The organism is Micromonospora nigra, from assembly GCF_900091585.1.
GTDB classification, from domain to species: Bacteria; Actinomycetota; Actinomycetes; order Mycobacteriales; family Micromonosporaceae; genus Micromonospora; species Micromonospora nigra.
The window spans coordinates 5,621,136-5,639,261 of record NZ_FMHT01000003.1 but is presented as its reverse complement, the minus strand read 5'-3'; the positions used below and the strand labels follow the sequence as shown (position 1 = coordinate 5,639,261).

Annotated in this window: 16 protein-coding genes; 7 read left to right on the top strand and 9 right to left on the bottom strand. The window is 74.4% G+C overall.

Annotated features, from left to right (window positions below; genetic code table 11):
- The first annotated feature begins 44 nt into the window (after window positions 1–44).
- On the top strand, window positions 45–1,919 hold the full coding sequence (locus GA0070616_RS24815; RefSeq protein WP_091088131.1) for an adenylyl cyclase: 1,875 nt from the start codon (window positions 45–47) through the stop codon (window positions 1,917–1,919).
- A gap of 327 nt (window positions 1,920–2,246) precedes the next feature.
- Entirely contained in the window at window positions 2,247–2,738 is a 492-nt protein-coding gene (gene smpB, locus GA0070616_RS24810) for an SsrA-binding protein SmpB (RefSeq protein ID WP_091091560.1), read from the top strand.
- Window positions 2,739–2,874: 136 nt separating this feature from the next.
- Here the strand turns inward: smpB and GA0070616_RS24805 are convergent, their stop codons facing one another.
- Both GA0070616_RS24805 and GA0070616_RS24800 read right to left on the bottom strand, forming a co-directional pair.
- The gene (locus GA0070616_RS24805; RefSeq protein ID WP_245712888.1) at window positions 2,875–4,065 is read right to left on the bottom strand and encodes a hypothetical protein; all 1,191 of its coding nucleotides are present in this window, start codon (window positions 4,063–4,065) and stop codon (window positions 2,875–2,877) included.
- A complete protein-coding gene (locus tag GA0070616_RS24800) occupies window positions 3,963–5,087 on the bottom strand; it encodes a transporter substrate-binding domain-containing protein (protein WP_091088128.1) in 1,125 nt (374 codons plus the stop codon). Before GA0070616_RS24800 ends, GA0070616_RS24805 begins: the two co-directional genes overlap by 103 nt.
- A 192-nt stretch (window positions 5,088–5,279) precedes the next feature.
- On the opposite strand from GA0070616_RS24800, the gene GA0070616_RS24795 reads away from it, so the two are divergent.
- The 4 genes from GA0070616_RS24795 to GA0070616_RS24780 all read left to right on the top strand — a co-directional run bounded on the left by GA0070616_RS24795 (window position 5,280) and on the right by GA0070616_RS24780 (window position 8,408).
- A complete protein-coding gene (locus GA0070616_RS24795; protein WP_091088125.1) occupies window positions 5,280–5,690 on the top strand; it encodes a TOBE domain-containing protein in 411 nt (136 codons plus the stop codon).
- Window positions 5,690–6,481, top strand: a complete 792-nt coding sequence (modA, locus tag GA0070616_RS24790) for a molybdate ABC transporter substrate-binding protein (protein ID WP_091088121.1) — start codon at window positions 5,690–5,692, stop codon at window positions 6,479–6,481. The genes GA0070616_RS24795 and modA overlap by 1 nt, the downstream gene beginning before the upstream one ends.
- 92 nt (window positions 6,482–6,573) lie before the next feature.
- The gene (locus GA0070616_RS24785; RefSeq protein WP_091091557.1) at window positions 6,574–7,344 is read left to right on the top strand and encodes an ABC transporter permease; all 771 of its coding nucleotides are present in this window, start codon (window positions 6,574–6,576) and stop codon (window positions 7,342–7,344) included.
- The gene (locus GA0070616_RS24780) at window positions 7,326–8,408 is read left to right on the top strand and encodes an ABC transporter ATP-binding protein (protein ID WP_091088118.1); all 1,083 of its coding nucleotides are present in this window, start codon (window positions 7,326–7,328) and stop codon (window positions 8,406–8,408) included. Before GA0070616_RS24785 ends, GA0070616_RS24780 begins: the two co-directional genes overlap by 19 nt.
- Before the next feature lie 69 nt (window positions 8,409–8,477).
- Here the strand turns inward: GA0070616_RS24780 and GA0070616_RS24775 are convergent, their stop codons facing one another.
- The 5 genes from GA0070616_RS24775 to GA0070616_RS24755 all read right to left on the bottom strand — a co-directional run bounded on the left by GA0070616_RS24775 (window position 8,478) and on the right by GA0070616_RS24755 (window position 14,275).
- Window positions 8,478–8,933, bottom strand: a complete 456-nt coding sequence (locus tag GA0070616_RS24775; protein ID WP_091088114.1) for a hypothetical protein — start codon at window positions 8,931–8,933, stop codon at window positions 8,478–8,480.
- Between the two features lie 50 nt (window positions 8,934–8,983).
- Window positions 8,984–10,840, bottom strand: a complete 1,857-nt coding sequence (locus GA0070616_RS24770) for a glycoside hydrolase family 15 protein (protein ID WP_091088109.1) — start codon at window positions 10,838–10,840, stop codon at window positions 8,984–8,986.
- 260 nt (window positions 10,841–11,100) lie between these two features.
- Complete coding sequence (locus tag GA0070616_RS24765) at window positions 11,101–11,898, bottom strand: sugar phosphate isomerase/epimerase family protein (protein WP_091091554.1); 798 nt, start codon at window positions 11,896–11,898, stop codon at window positions 11,101–11,103.
- Between the two features lie 77 nt (window positions 11,899–11,975).
- A complete protein-coding gene (locus tag GA0070616_RS24760) occupies window positions 11,976–13,127 on the bottom strand; it encodes a dihydrodipicolinate synthase family protein (protein WP_091088106.1) in 1,152 nt (383 codons plus the stop codon).
- Window positions 13,124–14,275 carry a Gfo/Idh/MocA family protein gene (locus tag GA0070616_RS24755; protein ID WP_091088102.1) on the bottom strand — a complete coding sequence of 384 codons (1,152 nt, stop codon included), beginning with the start codon at window positions 14,273–14,275 and terminating at the stop codon, window positions 13,124–13,126. The genes GA0070616_RS24760 and GA0070616_RS24755 overlap by 4 nt, the downstream gene beginning before the upstream one ends.
- Before the next feature lie 242 nt (window positions 14,276–14,517).
- On the opposite strand from GA0070616_RS24755, the gene GA0070616_RS24750 reads away from it, so the two are divergent.
- Window positions 14,518–15,534 carry a LacI family DNA-binding transcriptional regulator gene (locus tag GA0070616_RS24750; protein WP_091088099.1) on the top strand — a complete coding sequence of 339 codons (1,017 nt, stop codon included), beginning with the start codon at window positions 14,518–14,520 and terminating at the stop codon, window positions 15,532–15,534.
- Window positions 15,535–15,541: 7 nt separating this feature from the next.
- On the opposite strand, the gene GA0070616_RS24745 is transcribed toward GA0070616_RS24750, so the two are convergent.
- Window positions 15,542–16,660, bottom strand: a complete 1,119-nt coding sequence (locus GA0070616_RS24745) for a glycerate kinase (protein ID WP_091088096.1) — start codon at window positions 16,658–16,660, stop codon at window positions 15,542–15,544.
- 267 nt (window positions 16,661–16,927) lie between these two features.
- A complete protein-coding gene (locus GA0070616_RS24740) occupies window positions 16,928–18,124 on the bottom strand; it encodes a PucR family transcriptional regulator (RefSeq protein WP_091088093.1) in 1,197 nt (398 codons plus the stop codon).
- Window positions 18,125–18,126 lie beyond the last annotated feature (2 nt).

The window sequence follows — 18,126 nt, the reverse complement described above, 5'->3', positions numbered from 1 at the left end:
GTCGGAGCCTCGCTGCGGCACGCGCGCGGGAAGGACGAACTCGCATGATCACCCACACCCCCGGTCACCGCCGACGACTCGGCCGGACCCTCACCCTCGGCCTGGCGCTGGCGACTGTCGTCACCACGACGACCACCGCCGCCAGTGCCGGCCCGCCACGGACCTCCACTCCGGACTTCGGACCGCACGTCACGATCTTCGACCCGAGCATGCCGATCAGCGAGATCCAGGCGACGCTCGACGCGAGGCACGCCGCCCAGGTCGACGACGAGATGGGCACCGGACGGTACGCCTACCTGTTCAAGCCCGGCACCTACGGCACGGACGAACGACCCCTCCAGGTGAAGGTCGGCTACTACACCGAGATCTCCGGTCTGGGCGCCTCACCCACCGATGTCGTGATCAACGGCAAGGTCGAGGCGTACAACCGGTGCCTCACCGAAGGCGGCACGGGCAACTGCATCGCCCTGGTCAACTTCTGGCGCACCCTGTCCAACCTGTCGATCAGGATCAACGCGGCCGGGCAGGACGACTGCCGGGCCTCCGCGAACTTCTGGGCCGTGTCCCAGGCCGTGTCGATGCGACGCCTGGACATCAGCGGCGGCGGGCTGTCCCTGATGGACTACTGCACCGCCGGCCCGCAGTACGCCAGCGGCGGCTTCATCGCCGACTCCCGGCTGCCCGCCACCACCAACGGCTCCCAGCAGCAGTGGCTGACCCGCAACAGCGAGGTCGAAAGCTGGTCCAACGGGGTGTGGAACCAGGTCTTCGCGGGCGTCGTCGGCGCCCCCGACGACGCCGGGTTCCCCGACCCGCCCTACACGACGCTGGACACGACCCCGCTGAGCCGGGAGAAGCCCTACCTGTTCGTCGACGGCAAGGGCCGGTACCAGGTCCGGGTGCCCGCCGCGCAGCGCAACAGCCGAGGCGTCACCTGGGCCGGGGGAACGACCCCGGGCCGCACCATCCCGATCCGGGACTTCTTCGTGGCCAAGCCCTCCGACCCGGTGCACGTCATCAACCGCGCCCTCGCCCGGGGCCAGCACCTGCTGCTCACCCCGGGGGTGTACGACATCGCCCGCAGCATCCGGGTCAAGCGCCCGAACACGGTGGTCCTCGGCATCGGGCACGCCACCCTGACCGCCGTGGGTGGCTCCGTGCCGCTGGACGTCGCGGGCGTCCCCGGTGTCGTCGTCGCCGGCGTCACCATCGACGCCGGCCGCACCGAATCACCGGCGCTGCTGCGGGTCGGCCGCCGGCACGGGATCAACGCGAGCACCTCACGCAACCCCATCACCCTGTCCGACGTGTACTTCCGGGTCGGCGGCCCCCACATCGGCCGGACCGACACCGCCCTGGAGGTCAACAGCGACCACGTCCTCATCGACCACACCTGGGTGTGGCGCGGCGACCACGGCGTCGAGGGATTCACCGAGGGCGTCAACGGCGACACCGACCGCTGGCGGACCAACACCGGTCGCTACGGGGCCGTCATCAACGGCGACCACGTGACGGCCACCGGCCTGTTCGTCGAGCACTTCCAGCGGCACAACACCGTCTGGAACGGTGAACACGGCACGACCGTGCTCTACCAGAACGAACTGCCGTACGACCCGCCGACGCAGGCCGACTGGATGAACGGCGACGTCGCGGGTTGGGCCGGCTACAAGGTCGGCGACCGGGTACGGCACCACACGCTGCACGGCGGCGGCGTGTACGTGTTCAACCAGAACAACCCGTCGATCCGTACGGAGAACGGCTTCGAGGTGCCCGTGACGCCGGGCGTGAGGCTGCACCACATCATGACGGTGAACCTGAGCGCCGGCACGATCGACCACGTCGTGAACGGGGTGGGCGAACCGGCCGACATGGACCGGGTCGGCGCCCCCGTCTACGTGACGCGGTACCCGGCGCCGTGACGGCGGCCGAGCGGGGTGGGTCGCGCCGGAACGCCCGGCCCACCCCGGTCGGTTCCTCATGGCGGTCAGCAGCGCGTCAACGGAACCCGGCCGGCCCGGTCGGGGGTGGGCCGAGCCGGGCGGGTTCGTGTCGCAGGGCCGGCGACATCCGTCTGCTCAGCCTGACCAGTGACCGGTGATCCACATCGGTGGTGTCGTCCGTCCGAGCGGTCGGCCAGTGGATCGTCCCGAGATGCGCGGTCCTGGACGTCGCCGCCGGTGGCCCGCCCGGGCGATTCGGTGCGGCCGGTTCCCGTCCACCCCGACGACGGCGTTACCCTGCACGGGGTGAGCACCGCCGGGCGAAGCGAGCGCACCCTGATCGCGTCGAACAAGAAGGCGCGACACGACTACACGATCCTCAAGACCTACGAGGCGGGCCTCGTGCTGGCCGGTACCGAGGTCAAGTCGCTGCGCGAGGGGCGGGCGTCGCTGGTCGACGCCTTCGCCCAGGAGCGCGACGGCGAACTCCTGCTGTACGGGCTGCACATCGCCGAGTACGGCTACGGCACGTGGACCAACCACGCCCCCCGGCGAACCCGCAAGCTGCTGCTGCACCGGGTCGAGATCGCCCGGATCCTGGAGAAGGTCCGCGCGGGCGGGTACGCGCTGGTGCCGCTGTCGATGTACTTCTCGGGTGGGTGGGCCAAGGTGGAGTTGGCCCTGGCCAGGGGCAAGAAGTCGTACGACAAGCGGCAGGCCCTCGCCGAGCGGGACGCCAACCGGGAGATCGCCCGCGAACTGGGCCGCCACCTCAAGGGCCGCACCCGGCGCGGCTGACGGACGCCATCCCTCCGGCCGACGCGGGTTGGCGTCGGCCGGTGGGCGGCTGTGCCGTCGGGGTCACCGACGCGGAGGCGACGCTAGCCCCCTCAACCGCGACTCGCCCAGCCGCGACCCGTCGGCGTGGCCCGTCTCACGCCGGCGGGGACGCCCGCCCGGCCGGACTCGACGCGGGCCCGGCCGGACTCGACGCGGGCCCGGCCGGACTCGACGCGGGCCCGGCCGGGCTCGACGGCGGGGCGGCCGGACTCTGCCCGGGAGCCGCCGGGGGCGCACCGGCGGGGATCCGCCCGACGCACCGGGGATCCGGGTCGACGACCGGCCGGCGGGGCATCATCCAGTCGAGTGCGGTGTCCTCCACCGGCCACCCGTACACCTGGACCCGACTGATCGGCACGCGGCCCGGATCCGGGCAGAGGGTCTGCGCAAGGACCCGGTTGTTGGGCAGGAAACGCACCTCGCCGCCCCCGTCCAGCACGATGGTCATCCGGTCGGTCACCGTGACCGCCTCACCCCGGACCACCTCCCGGGTGTGCTCGTCGCCCACCTCGACGGCGACGGCGGGCAGCAGCGGCACCCGCAGGAACAACACTCCCATCGCCAACGGCACCAGGCCGGCGACGGCGTAGGTCAGGGTTCGGGCGAGCGCCGGAGCGACCCGATGAGGCACCGGCCCGGTGAGCACCACGGCCCCGGCCGGTGGCAGGGCCAGCAGGACGGCGGTGGCGACCTCACCCTGGCGCAGGGCGGCCACGACGGCCGGACCGAACCAGGCATAGCAGGCCGTCGCCGCGAGCACCGGCAGGCCGACGGTGGCGGCGAACACCAACCCCGGCCGCCCGGGATGGCGCTGCCGGGTGCGCAGGGCGACCCACCACAGCAGGAGCATCAGCAGGGCCGGAAGGAACCGTAGCTGCCAGGTGACCGCCGCCAGCGCGGCCGCCGAGACCAGCACCCAGTCCGGGATGCGCACGGTGCCGTAGGCGAGCAGCGACCGCTCCGGGTCGAACCGGTGCGGGGCGCTGACCTGCAACAGTCTCCCGAGCACGGCGGGCACCAGCACCACCAGCGGAACGGCCCAGACCAGGGCGATGAGCAGCGCGCTGAGCAGCCCCAGCGGGCTGACGTACTGCACGAGCAGCAGCATGGTCGGCATGTCCTGCCGGCTGAGCCGCCACAACCGCAGCACCAGCAGCAGGACGGGGAACGCCGGCGCGACCGTCAGCAGCCACTGCTGCGCCTGCCGGGGCCCCGCCCGGCGGCGGTCCGCGCGGCCGGTCGCGGCCGGTGCGGGTACGCCATCGCGAACCTCTCCCACGGCCACCGCCGCACCTCCACCCTGTCCCCCGGCCCGGGTTCCGGTTGCCGGTCGACCGCCACCTGCTGCGGATAGCTGTAGCGCTGCTCCTCGCCCAGGTGGCGGTCGAAGGCCGCGCGCCACCGGTCGCCGTCGGGGCCGAACGCCGATTCCTGGAGGGAGAGGTTGACCAGGTCCCGCATCGCGGAGTTGGGGCCCGGGTTGACGCCCCACAGCTCCGAGTCCTCCACGCCGATGTCCCAGTGGCGCAGCGGCTGGGGGTTGGTCAGTTTCGTCTTCGGCGGCAGTTCGCCGGGCGGGCGCGGCCCGACGAACCCGGCCAGGATCGCGGCGTCGGTGGTGACCGCGTCGACGACCCCGTCGTACAGCTCCTGGATGCAGTCGCTGACCCGGTTGCGGCTGCGCGCGTCGGCGCCGAGCCCGTCCAGCGTCCGTTCGGAGGTGGACGTGGCGATCGTGCACACGGTGCGCCCGGCGAGGTCACGCAGGCTGGTGACCTGGCGCTTGTCGGAGGCCAGCGTCACCACCGACTGTTCGGTCTCCAGGTAGGGCGCGGAGAAGATGACGCCCTGTTCACGGCGCGGGTCGGTGATGCTGTAGGAGGCGACGACGAGGTCGACGGTGACGAACCGCCCGTCCGGGCCGCGTGCCTGACGGCGGGCCCGGTCCTCGCTCTCGATGGGCAGGAACCTCACGCGCGGCGCGTCGAACCCCAGGTCCTCGGCGATCATGTACGCGATGTCGATGTCGAAGCCCTCGAAGGCGCCGTTCTCCAGTTGCTGGGACACCCCCGGCTGGTCGTCCTTGACGCCGATGAGCAGGGTCTGCTTTCCGGTGAGCCGGGCCTGTTCCAGCAGGTGCTCGCGGGTGGGCGGCCCGGCGGCGACGACCACCCGCACGGCGGCGGCGACCACCACGACGAGCAGGACCAGCAGCGCCGCCAACCGCAGCCGCCGCAGCCGGCCCGCCCGCACGGACGTGGTGGCCGGCGGCATCGGGCCGGGTTCGTGTGGGCTGTGCTGGGTCATGCCGACCTCCCGGTCCCGTACGCGGGTGCTCCATTGTGGCCGACGACGGCGCGGTCGCGACGTCTCGTGACCAGAGCGTGACAGACGGCGGCAAGCTCATCCCGCAGCTGCGAGGCTTGACGTCCCTTCCGGCCGAGTTCGCTAGGCTCAACCCGGCCGGGCCCTCGCGGATGCGTCGGCTAGGGTGGCCGGGTGACGTCGTTCCGTATCGGGGAGGCCGCCGAACTGCTCGGGGTCAGCGCCGACACCGTCCGCCGGTGGATCGACACCGGCCGCCTCGCCGCGAGCCGCGACGACCACGGTCACCGCCTGGTCGAGGGCGCTGACCTGGCGGCGTACGCGCGCCGGCGGGCCGCCGAGCCCGACGACCGTGCCGAGTTGTCCTCGGCCCGCAACCGGCTGCGCGGCATCGTCGTCGGCGTCGTGAAGGACACCGTGATGGCGCAGGTCGACATCCAGGCCGGCCCGTTCCGGGTGGTGTCCCTGATGAGCCGCGAGGCGGTCGACGAGTTGGGGCTGCGGGTCGGCTCGGTGGCGGTCGCGGTCATCAAGTCCACCACCGTGGTCGTCGAGCAGGCGACGACCCGGGGACGGCACGCCTGATGGCTGCCCGGGTGCGACGCGGCGTACGCGGGCCGGTGGCGGTGGCGGTGGCGGTGGCGCTCACGGTCGCCCTGGCGGCCTGCGGTGGCCCGGACGACCGATCCGGCTCGGGGTCCGGCGACCCGGTCGTCGTGTTCGCCGCCGCCTCGCTGACCGAGTCGTTCACCCGGATCGGCCGGGACTTCGAGGCCGCCCACCCCGGCACGGCGGTGGTGTTCACCTTCGCCGGCAGCGCGACCCTGGCCGCCCAGATCAACCAGGGTGCCCCCGCCGACGTGTTCGCCTCGGCCGCGCCGGCGAACATGGCCGCCGTCACCGACGCCGGCAACGCCGCCGGTGCCCCCGTCACGTTCGCCCGCAACCGGCTCGTGATCGCCGTGCCACCGGGGAACCCGCATCGGGTGGGGAGCCTGGCCGACCTGACCCGGCCGGGCACGAAGGTCGCCGTCTGCGCCGCGCAGGTGCCCTGTGGAGCCGCCGCGCGCACCGCGCTCGACACCGCCGGCGTCGCCCTCACCCCCGTCAGCCTCGAACAGGACGTCAAGGGTGCGTTGTCGAAGCTGACGCTCGGGGAGGTCGACGCCGCGCTCGTCTACCGCACCGACGTGAACGCCGCCGACGCGACGGTCGACGCGGTGGAGTTCGCCGAGGCCACCGCTGCGGTCAACGACTGTTCGCTGGTCGTCCTCGCCGACGCGCCGAACCCCGCCGGCGCGCGGGCGTTCGTGGACCACGTCCGTTCCCCGTCGGCGGCCGCGGTGCTCGCCGAGGCCGGTTTCGGGCAGCCGTGACGGCGCCGACCGGCCGACCCGTCGAGGGCGGCCCCACCACCCGGCCGTCCCGCCCTGTCCGGCCATTCCGCCCCGTCCGGCCGCGCCAGCGGGTGCCACTGGTGCTGCTGGTGCCGGCGCTGCTCGGGCTGGCCCTGCTGGTGCTGCCGCTGGCCGGGCTGCTCGGCCGCGCCCCGTGGTCCACCCTGCCGCAGCGGCTGGCCGAGCCGGGCCTGCTCGCCGCGCTGTGGCTGTCGCTACGCACCGCCACCCTGGCCACGGTGCTGTGCCTGCTGCTCGGGGTGCCGCTGGCCTGGCTGCTGGCCCGGGTGTCGTTCCCCGGCCGGCGACTCGTCCGCGCCCTGGTCACCGTGCCGCTGGTGCTGCCGCCGGTGGTGGGCGGGGTGGCGCTGCTGCTGGTCTTCGGGCGGCGCGGCCTCGTCGGGGAGTGGCTGGACGCCACGTTCGGCGTGACGCTGCCGTTCACCACCACGGGCGTGGTCCTCGCCGAGGCGTTCGTGGCGATGCCGTTCCTCGTCATCGCCGTCGAGGGGGCGCTGCGCGGCGCCGACCAGCGGTACGAGGAGGCCGCCGCCACCCTCGGGGCGGGCCGGTGGGTGACCTTCACCCGGGTCACGCTTCCCCTGGTCGCGCCCGGCCTGGCCGCCGGGGCGGTGCTGTGTTGGGCGCGGGCGCTGGGCGAGTTCGGCGCGACCATCACCTTCGCCGGCAACTTCCCGGGCCGCACCCAGACCATGCCGCTGGCCGTCTACCTGGCGCTGGAGACCGATCTGGAGGCGGCGATCGTGCTCAGCCTCGTCCTGCTCGTCGTCTCGGTGGGCATCCTGGTGGCGCTGCGCGACCGATGGCTGGCGGCACCGTGACCGCGGCGGGGCTCGACGCCCACCTGGTCACCGGTCGGGGCGACTTCCGCCTCGACGTGCCGCTGCGGGTCGACGCCGGGGAGGTGGTGGCGCTGCTCGGCCCGAACGGCGCCGGCAAGACCACCGCGCTGCGGACCCTCGCCGGCCTGCACCCGCTCACCGCCGGCCACGTCACCCTCGCCGGCGCGGACCTCGACCGGCCCGCCGCCGGGGTGTTCCTGCCCACGGAGCGGCGCCCGGTCGGGGTGGTCTTCCAGGACTACCTGTTGTTCCCCCACCTGAACGCGCGCGACAACGTGGCGTTCGGGCCCCGCCGGCACGGCGCCGGGCGGCACGCCGCCCGCCGCGCCGCCCAGGAGTGGCTGGACCGGGTCGGGTTGGCGGCGTACGCCGACCACCGGCCCCGGCAGCTCTCCGGCGGTCAGGCCCAACGGGTCGCGCTCGCCCGCGCCCTCGCCGTGGAGCCGGCGCTGCTGCTGCTCGACGAACCGCTCGCCGCGCTGGACGCCCGGACCCGGCTGGACACCCGCGCCGAACTGCACCGGCACCTGAGCGCCCATCCCGGCGCGACGCTACTGGTGACCCACGACCCCCTCGACGCGTTGGTGCTCGCCGACCGGCTGGTCATCGTCGAGGCCGGACGGGTGGTGCAGGAGGGCGACGCCGCCGCGATCACCGCCACCCCCCGCACCGACTACGTCGCCCGGCTCGTCGGGCTGAACCTGCACCGGGGCCGGGCCGACGGCCACACCGTCCTGGTGGGCGACGGGCTCGCGCTCACCGTGGCCGACCGGCTGCACGGTGCCGCGTTCGTGGCCTTCCCACCGGCGGCGGTGGCCCTGCATCCGCACCGCCCCGAGGGCAGCCCGCGCAACACCTGGCCGGCCGTCGTGGCCGGCGTGCAGCGGCACGGCGACAACCTGCGGGTGCAGCTCGACGGGCCGATCGGCGTCGCCGCCGACGTGACACCGGCCGCCGTCGCCCAACTGCGGCTCGTGCCGGGGCAGCGGGTCTGGGCGGCGGTGAAGGCGGCGGAGACGCGCGCCTACCCGGTGGGCGACTGATTGCACACCACCGCCGGGCGCGGGCGGTCGGCACCGGGGTGGGTCGGGTTCGCCCCGAACAGCGGTCGGTCAGTCGGGATGGGTCGGGTTCGCACCCCGGCCGACGGTCGGTCGGTCGGCCAGGAGGTGGGCGTGGGCGGCGCGCAACCGCGCCAGTGCGGGATCGCTGCCGGGGGTCACCCGGTGGTCCAGCTCAGCCCACACCTGCGCCAGGGCGTCGGTGAGGGCACGCACCTCGGCCGCGTGCTGGCGGGTGCTCTGCTCGTGGAGCGTGTCGAGGCGGCGGGCCCAGCCGGCGGTCACGGCGGCCAGCCGGTCGGCGTCCGCCCTGGCCTGGGCCGTGCTGCGGGCGGCCGGCGCCGGCACGATGGCCGCGACCGGCCGGGGGTCACCGTCGCGGGTGAGCAGGGTGACCGTGTCGGTCAGCTCGGCCATGGCGACGAGCTGGGTCAGGCGGGTGCGCGCCTCGCGCAGGGGCAGCGAGCGCGGCTGAACGTTCTGCGGGGTGAGGGCGGGAACGGCCATGAATACATGCTCGCCACGGGGTACGACACTTTCTCGCGTGTCGCGACCCGTCACCGCCGGCCGGGAGGTGGCGCGGCCGAGCGCGGGTTGTTCAGCAGCCCGTCCAGGCGGATGGCCGTGCTGATCAACGACAGGTGGCTGAACGCCTGGGGAAAGTTACCGATCTGCTCCCCGGTGGGCGCGATCTCCTCCGAGAACAGACCGAGGCTCGTGCTGTAGGTGAACAGCTTCTCGAAGACCAACCTGGCCTCGTCGACCCGGCCGACCTGGGCGAGCGCCTCGACATACCAGAAGGAACACATGGTGAAGGTGCCCTCGGCACCGGGGAGGCCGTCGGGGGAGGCCGCCGGGTCGTACCGGTAGACGAGGCTGTCGGACACCAGCTCGTCCTGGATCGCCCGCATCGTCGACTGCCACATCGGGTCGGACGCCGCGATGAAGCCGAACGACGGCATGCTCAGCAGCGACGCGTCCAGCACCTCGGTGTCGTAGTGCTGGACGAACGCGTGCCGGTGGCGGTTGTACCCCCTGTCCATCACCTGCTCGTAGATCGCGTCCCGCGCGGTGGTCCAGCGCAGCAGGTCGGCGGGCTTGCCCTCGTGGGCGGCGACGCGCAACGCCCGGTCGAGCGCCACCCACGACATGAGGCGGCTGTACGTGAACCGCCGGCGCCCGCCACGGGTCTCCCAGATCCCGTCGTCGGGGGTGTCCCAGTTGCGGCAGAGCCAGTTCATCAGGCGCGCGATGTCCCGCCACACGTCCCGCGACACGCCGAGGCCGGCGGCATCGGCCAGGAAGAGGGCCTCGAGGGCCTCGCCGTACACGTCCAGTTGCAACTGGGAGGCGGCGTGGTTGCCGATCCGCACGGGGTAGGACCCCCGGTAGCCCTCGAAGTGGGGCAGGATCTCCTCGCCCACGTGCGGCGAGCCGTCGACCCGGTAGAGCAGTTGCAGGGGGACGTGCCCCTCGGTCGCCTCCCGGATCCGGTCGCCGACCCATTCGAGGTAGTGGGCGGCCTCCTCCGTGTAGCCCAGGTAGAGCAGCGCGTGGACCGAGAACGACGCGTCCCGCAGCCAGGTGTAGCGGTAGTCCCAGTTCCGTTCCCCGCCGATGAGTTCGGGCAGCCCCGCGGTGGGCGCGGCGATCAGGGCACCGGTGGGCGCGTAGGTCATCAACTTCAGGGTGATGGCGGAGCGTTCCACCATCTCCCGCCACCGACCGGTGTACCGGGACCTGTCGAGCCACTGCCGCCAGAACTCGCGCGTCCGGTCGAACTCCAGCTCGATCTCCGCCGGCCGGAACACCCGCGGCTCCCCTTCGGGCTCGGTCTCCAGCACCAGCCCGCCGGTGTCGCCAACGGACAGGGTGATCAGCGCGTGGACGGCGTTGCCGTCGAGATCCAGCTTCTCCTCCCGGACCTGCCGGTCACCGGGCTGCACGGGGCTCAGGGACATCGTCATGCCGGGGGCCCGGAAGAGATGACCCTCGGGCCGTCGCTCCAGGACGTGCTCGTCACGCCCGTAGTTGAACCGGGGCCGGCACTCCACCCGGAACCGCATCGTGCCCCGGACCACCTTGAGCATCCTGATCACCCGGTGCCGGCCGGTCGGCTCCGTGCCGGCCAGGGGCATGAAGTCGATCAGCTCACCCACGCCGTCGACGCTGAGGAAGCGGGTGATGAGGATCGGCGTGCCGGGAAGGTAGAGCTGCTTGCTCACGTACTCGGTGCCGTCGGGGGCGATCCGGAAGTGGCCGCCGCCCCGCCGGTCGAGCAGCGCGGCGAAGATGCTGGGTGAGTCGAAGCGGGGGGCGCAGAACCAGTCGAGGACGCCGTCCTTGCTGATGAGCGCCGCGGTCTGCAGGTCCCCGATGAAACCGTGCGCCTCAACCGGCGGATAGGACTCCACCCGACCCCCCGTGATGACCGATGTTCTCCGATTGTCCCTGGCGGACGGCTCCGCCGGGCCGGGACGGCCAGATCGGCCGGCAACGACCGTCGACACCGCGCGCGGGCGGGCACCGGCCGATCGGCCACGCCCTGCGCCCGGCGGGGCCGATCCCAGGGCCTGGCCGGCAGGTCCGGCCGCACGGCGGGGCCGGCAGGTCCGGCCCCAGGGAGCCTGGCCGGGCCCCGCACCGGCGGGGGGGCCGGTGCGGGGCCCGGCCGTCAGACGACGTGCCGCAGGTAGCCGTCGACCGAGGCGGCCAGCACCTCGTGGCCCGGTCTCGCCCACGCCTCGGCGTTGAACACCTCCACCTCCACCGGCCCGGAGTAGCCGGCCGCGTCGACGGCCTCCCGCAGCCGACGCAACTCGATGCAGCCCTCGCCGGGCAGCGCCCGGCCGAGCAGCACGCCCTCCGGCAACGGGGTCACCCAGTCGCAGACCTGGAACGCGGCGATCCGGTCGCCCGCGCGGGCGATCTGCGCGTACACCGTGTCGTCCCACCACACGTGGTACGCGTCGACCACCACCCCGACCACGCCCGGATCGAACCGCTCGGCGATGTCGAGGGCCTGCCCGAGGGTGGCGATCACGCAGCGGTCGGCGCTGAACATCGGGTGCAGCGGCTCGATGGCCAGCCGCACCCCGGCCGCCCGGGCGTGCGGGGCAAGCTCGGCGATCGCGTCGGCGACCCGGGCGCGGGCCCCGTCGATGTCGCGGCTGCCCGCGGGCAGGCCGCCGGAGACCAGCACCAGTTCGGTGGTGCCGAGGGCGGCGGCCTCGTCGATCGCCCGCAGGTTCTCGTCGCGCCAGTCGTCGGCGGTGAAGAACCCGCCCCGGCACAGCGAGGTGACCGTGAGACCGGCGTCGCGGACCAGCGCCGCGGACCGGGCCAGACCGTACTCGGCGACCGGCTCCCGCCACAGCCCGATGCCCGGGACGCCGGCGGCGACGCAGCCGGCGACCACCTCGGCCAGCGGCCAGTGCTTCGCGGTGGCCTGGTTGAACGAGAACCGCCGCAGCGCGGTCCGGGCCTCCGCCGGCGGGCGGGCCGCCGGAACGTTGACCGCCGCCAGCCCACCGGCGGCGGCCGGGGCGGTCACTGCGGCACCCCGGCTACGGTGAACAACGCCCGGGCGCGGGCGGCGGCCAGCTCGGCGTCGGGCAGCAGACCGGCCGCCTCGGCGAGGGTCAGCAGCGTGGCCAGGTGGGCGGGCGACCGCCCGGACTGCAGGCCGCCGACCATGGTGAAGTGGTCCTGGTGGCCGGTCAGCCAGGCCAGGAACACGATGCCGGTCTTGTAGTTCCAGGTGGGCGCGGCGAACAGGTGCCGGGCCAGCGGGACGGTGGGCGCGAAGATCGCGTCGTAGGCGGCCAGGTCGCCCCCGTCGAGGGCGGCCAGCGCGGCGGCGGCGGCCGGGGCGATCGCCGCGAACACGCCGAGCAGCGCATCGGAGTGGCCCTGCTCGTCGCCCCGGATCAGCTCCGGATAGTGGAAGTCGTCGCCGGTGTAGAGGCGCACCCCGGCGGGCAGTCGGCGGCGCAGCGCGATCTCCCGGCCGGCGTCGAGCAGGGACACCTTGATCCCGTCGACCTTGCCGGCGTGGAGCTTGAGCAGCTCGACCACGGTGTCGGCGGCCAGGTCGAGGTCGGTCGAACCCCAGTAGCCCGACAGCGCCGGGTCGAACATCGGCCCGAGCCAGTGCAGCACCACGGGCGTGTCCGAGGCGGACAGCAGCTCGTCGTACACCCGCAGGTAGTCCTCCGGGCCGCGGGCGGCGGCGGCCAGGTGGCGGCTGCACATCAGCACCGGCCGGGCCCCCGCCGCGACGGTGTCGTCGAACTGCTCGCGGTAGGCGGCGGTGACCTGCGCCAGCGTCGCCGGGCCGGCGGGCAGCTGGTCGGTGGCCACTCCGGCGACGATCCGCCCGCCCACCGCGCGGGCCTCGGCCGCGCTGCGGCGGATCAGCTCGCGGGTGGCGCGGTGGTCCAGGCCCATGCCGCGCTGCGCGGTGTCCATCGCCTCGGCCACTCCGAGGCCGTACGACCACAGGTGGTGCCGGAAGGCGAGGGTACGGTCCCAGTCGAGCACGGCCGGGGCCCCCGGCACGTTCTCGGCGGTCGGGTCGGCGACGACGTGCGCAGCGGCGTACGCGATGCGGCCGGTGGCCGGCGCGGCGGGGCGTGGGTGGCCGACGCCCCCGGCCAGCCGCAGCCGCCGCCCGCCGGGCAGGGTGACCTCGGCGCTCACAGCGACAGCTCCGGCACCTCGACCCGGCGACCCTCCCGGGCCGACACGAGCCCCAGCTCGGCGAGCTGCACGCCCCGGGCGCCGGCCAGGAAGTCCCACGGGAAGGGCTCGCCGGCCACGACGTGCCGCAGGAACGCCTCCCACTGCACCTTGAACCCGTTGTCGAACTCCTCGTTGTCGGGCACGTCGGTCCACTGGGCGCGGAAGTCCTCCGTGGCCGGCAGGTCGGGGTTCCACACCGGCTTGGGCGTGACCGCGCGGTGCTGCACGCGGCAGCGGCGCAGGCCGGCGACGGCGCTGCCCTCGGTGCCGTCGACCTGGAACTCGACCAGTTCGTCGCGGTGCACGCGTACGCACCAGGAGGAGTTGAGCTGGGCGATCACCCCGCCCTCCAGCTCGAACACGCCGTAGGCGGCGTCGTCGGCGGTGGCGGGGTAGGGCCGGCCGGACTCGTCGACCCGCCGGGGCACGTGGGTGGCGGTCACGCAGGACACGGAGCGCACCGCGCCGAACAGCTCCTCCAGCACGTAGTGCCAGTGCGGGAACATGTCGACCACGATGCCGCCGCCGTCCTCGGCCCGGTAGTTCCATGAGGGACGCTGGGCGGGCTGCCAGTCACCCTCGAAGACCCAGTAGCCGAACTCGCCGCGCACGGACAGCACCCGGCCGAAGAAGCCACCGTCGAGCAGCCGCTTGAGCTTGCGCAGCCCCGGCAGGAACAGCTTGTCCTGCACCACGCCGGTGCGGACGCCGGCGGCGCGGGCGGCCCGCGCGAGGTCGAGGGCGGCCTCGGTGTCCTCGGCGAGCGGCTTCTCCGTGTAGATGTGCTTGCCGGCGTCGATGGCCTGGCGGATCGCCTTCTCCCGCTGCTGGGTGACCTGGGCGTCGAAGTAGACCTGCACGTCGTCGCGGGCCAGGGCCGCGGTCAGGTCGGTGGTCCAGTCGTCGAGGCCGTGGCGTTCGGCGATCTGACGGAGCTTCGGCTCGCTCCGGCCGACGAGGACGAGGTGCGGCCAGATGGTGGTGCCGTCGGCCAGCGGTACGCCACCGGCTTCACGGATGGCCAGCAGCGAACGCACCAGGTGCTGCCAGTAGCCCATCCGGCCGGTGACGCCGTTGACGATGATGCCGATCGACCTGCGGGTCATGGGGATCCTTCCGTTGTCCGCCACCGCTAGGTAAGCGCTTTCCTGGCAGCGTAGGCGTCCGGCCCCACGTCGGGCAAGGGCTTGCCCGAGCGTGATTCACCACCCTGCGGCAGCACCCCGGCACGGGCCCGGGAATCACGTTCCGCTGCGGTACGGTGTCGCTGGCCGGTACGACGGCGGGTCGTACCGTCGCCGGCAGGCACGGCGGCGGGCCGGCGGAACGTGCGAGGGGACGGCAGGCTGTGGCAACCCTGTCCGATGTGGCGCGACGGGCGGGGGTCTCCCCCGCGACGGCGTCACGCGTGATCAACGGCAGCAGCAAGCCGGTCACCGACCAGCTCCGCGAACGCGTGCTGCGCGCCGTCGCCGAGTTGAAGTACGTGCCCAACGCCCACGCGCAACTGCTCGCCCGTTCGCACCGCACCGCCGTCGGCGTCATCGTCCACGACGTCTCCGACCCGTACTTCTCGGAGGTCACCCGGGGGCTGCAACGGGTCGCCAGCGACCAGGGCCGGCTGCTGATGATCTGCAACAGCTACCGCGACCCGGACCGCGAGCTGGAGTACGTCGAGCTGCTGCGCGGTCACCAGGTCGCCGCGATCATCATGGCCGGCTCCGGTTACCACGACCCCACCTTCACCGCGCTGCTCAACGACAAGCTCGCCGCCTACGAGGCCACCGGCGGGCGTGTCGCGGTGATCGGCCGACACGAGCACTCCGGCGACGCGGTCATGCCCGACAACCGGGGCGGCGGCCGGCTCGTCGGGGCGGAACTGGGTGCGCTCGGTCACCGGGAGATCGGGGTGGTCGCGGGTCCGAAAGTGCTGACCACGACCACCGACCGGCTGGCCGGGCTCCGCGAGGGACTCCGTGCCACCGGGCGGCTGTTGCCCGACGACCGCATCCGCTACGCCGGCTTCGACCGCGACTCCGGAGCCGAGGCCGCCGCCGCGCTGGTGGACGCCGAGCCGGGGCTGACCGCCCTCGTGGCCCTCAACGACTCCATGGCCATCGGGGCGCTGGGCATGCTGCGCGGCCGGGGCATCGACGTGCCGGGCCGGATCTCGGTGGTCGGCTTCGACGACATGCCGATCGCACGGGACGTGACGCCCCCGCTCACCACCGTGCGGTTGTCGCTGGTGGAGATGGGGGCCCGGGCGATGGCCCTCGCACTGGACGCGGGCGCCGCCGCCCCCCGGGTCGAGGCCCTCGCCGCCAGCCTCGTGCGCCGCGACAGCACCGGCCCACCACCGGCGTAGCGGAGACCTAGCGTGCCGGGGTCGCGTCGAGCGGCCACCGCACCTGCCCGGCCAGGCGCCGGCCGGCCTCGGTCAGCCAGTGCCCGGCCCGCCCGATGGCCGCCTCGGTGCTGCCGGCCAGCACCGACAGGTCGACCGACTCGACCACCGGCACCGGCAGCCGCGCCGCGACCTGCCCGGCCACCAGGTGGGCGTCGACGCCGTGGTCGGCCGCCGCGCGGAGCACGTACCCGACGATCTTCCCCTGACCGGACTGGGCGTCGAACCGTCCCTCGCCGGTGACCACCAGGTCGGCCGCCGACAGGGCCGCCGGGAGCCCGGCGGCGTCGGCGACGGTGGGTGCACCGGGGACGAGGGTGGCGCCCCAGGCGGCGGCGAGGCCGTAGCCGGTACCGCCGGCCGCACCCGCGCCCGGCCGGTCGGGCGACGCGCCCAGCACCTCGGCGAGGCGCCGCAGCCCGGTGTCCAACTGCCCGACCTGGTCGGGGGTGGCGCCCTTCTGCGGCCCGAACTGGCTGGCGGCCCCGCTCGGGCCGAGCAACGGCGCGGTCACGTCGACCAGGCAGGCCGCGCCGTCGGGTGGGAGCGGCGGCAGGCCGGCGAGGTCCACCTCGGCCAGCCGGCGCAGGTGACCGCCACCGGGCGGCAGATCACGCCCGTCGGCGTCGCGCAGGCGCACGCCGAGCGCCTGCAACGCGCCCGCGCCGCCGTCGGTGCTGGCCGACCCGCCGAGGGCGACCAGGAGTCTCCGGGTGTCGGGGTGGGCGAGTGCGGCGGCGATCAACTCGCCGGTGCCACGGGTGGTGGCGGCGAGCGCGTCGGGCCGGGCCATGAGCGGCAGCCCACTGGCGGCGGCGAGTTCCACCACGGCGGTGCCGTCGGGGAGCAGCAGCCAGGCGGCGCGCACGGGACGACCGTCGGGGCCGGTGACGGTGACCGGGCACGACAGTGCGTCCGGGTGCGCGGCGGCGAGGACCGCACAGGTGCCCTCTCCCCCGTCGGCGAGGGGGACGGTGCGGACGTCGTCGGTCGGTCGCTCCCTTCCCCAGCCCACCGCCAGGGCCTCGGCGACCCGCTCGGCGGACAGGCTGCCCTTGAAGGAATCCGGCGCGATCACGACCCGCATCCCACCACCCTGCTGTCGACGGACCCGGCGGGTGACCCATCGCCGGGAAAGCGCTTGCCCGCGCCAGTGTAGGCAGCCGCCGCCGCAGCGGCAACGTCCGGCGTGGAGGAGGTGCGCGGCCGGCGACGGCGGACCCCGCACCGGCCGGCACCGAGGCCGACAGCGCCGGCCGCCCGGGCAGGATCGCGCTCACCCGGGGTCGGCATCGCGCCCGCGCGGCGGTCAGGATCGCGCTCACCCGGCGTCAGGGTCGCACCCGCCCGGCCGTCAGGATCGCGAACCACGGGTGGCGGTCTGCGCGACCTCCAGCACGAAGCGGTCCCACGGGCGACGCGGGTCCCGACCGGTCAGCTCGGCCAGCCGGCGCAGCCGGTAGCGCATGGTCTGCGGGTGTACGCCCAGTTCCTGCGCGGCCTCGGCGGCCGAGCCGGTGCGCAGGTAGGCGTCGAGGCCGTCGACCAGGTGCGGGTGGTCCGACCCGGCGACCGGGCCCAGCACGGCGCGTCCGGTCAGCTCCGGGTCGGCACCGGGCCGGCCGGTCAGCAGCGCGAGCACCTGGGCGTCGCCCTCCCGCAGCAGCACCCGGTCGGCGAAGGCCCGCTCGGGTGCCGACGCCAGGGCGCCGCTCGCCAGCCGGTACGCCCGTGCGGTGTCGGCGGGCGTACGCGGCAGGACCAGGCAGCCCCGCCACCGGCGTTCGGCCAGGGCCGCCGCGGCCCGATCAGCGCAGACCGCCGCAGCCACGACCACCCCGCGGGCACCCCGCAGCCCGGTCAGTACCGTCTCCGGCGGTTCGGGGCCGACGACGGCCACGGCCACCTGCGCCAGACCGGCCGGAGTGAGGGCGGTCAGGGGCGAGGTCGCCTCGATCACCAGCAGGGCCGGGCGGGCCGGCAGCGTCACCACCAGGGCCCGGCACCGTTCGGCGAGCGCGGCCGGCGACGTCTGCCGCCCGTCGAGCAGGTCGTCGAGCAGGTCGGCCAGGGCTCGCCGGTGATCGCCGGTCAGGCGCCGGGTGGCGGCCGTGTAGCCGGTGTGGAGGGCCTCGGACAACGCGTCGACGCTGGCCAGCCAGAGCCTGGTCAGCGCCAGCACGTCGGTCACGGTGAGCCGGCCGCGCCCGTGTTCCACCACCAGGTCGATGACGTCGGCGGCGGCCACCCGGTAGGCGCGCAGGACCACCGGCAGGGGCCGACCGTCCACGGCCCGGGCGGCACCGATTCCGGAGAACCGTTCGAGGTCGGCGGCGTCGAGGGCCTCGTCGTGCACCCACAGGTCGAGGATCCGGGCGACGGCCCAGCGGGCGATGGCGGCGACCTCCGCGAGCTGCGTGGGGTCGAGCGCCCGGTACGCCGGGATCTGCCCGGTCACCGCAGCGAGGACCCGGTCGACGGTGGCCGGCATGTCGGCGACGACCGCCCGACGCACCACGCGTCGCGTCGACCCGCCCGCCACCGTGGCCACGC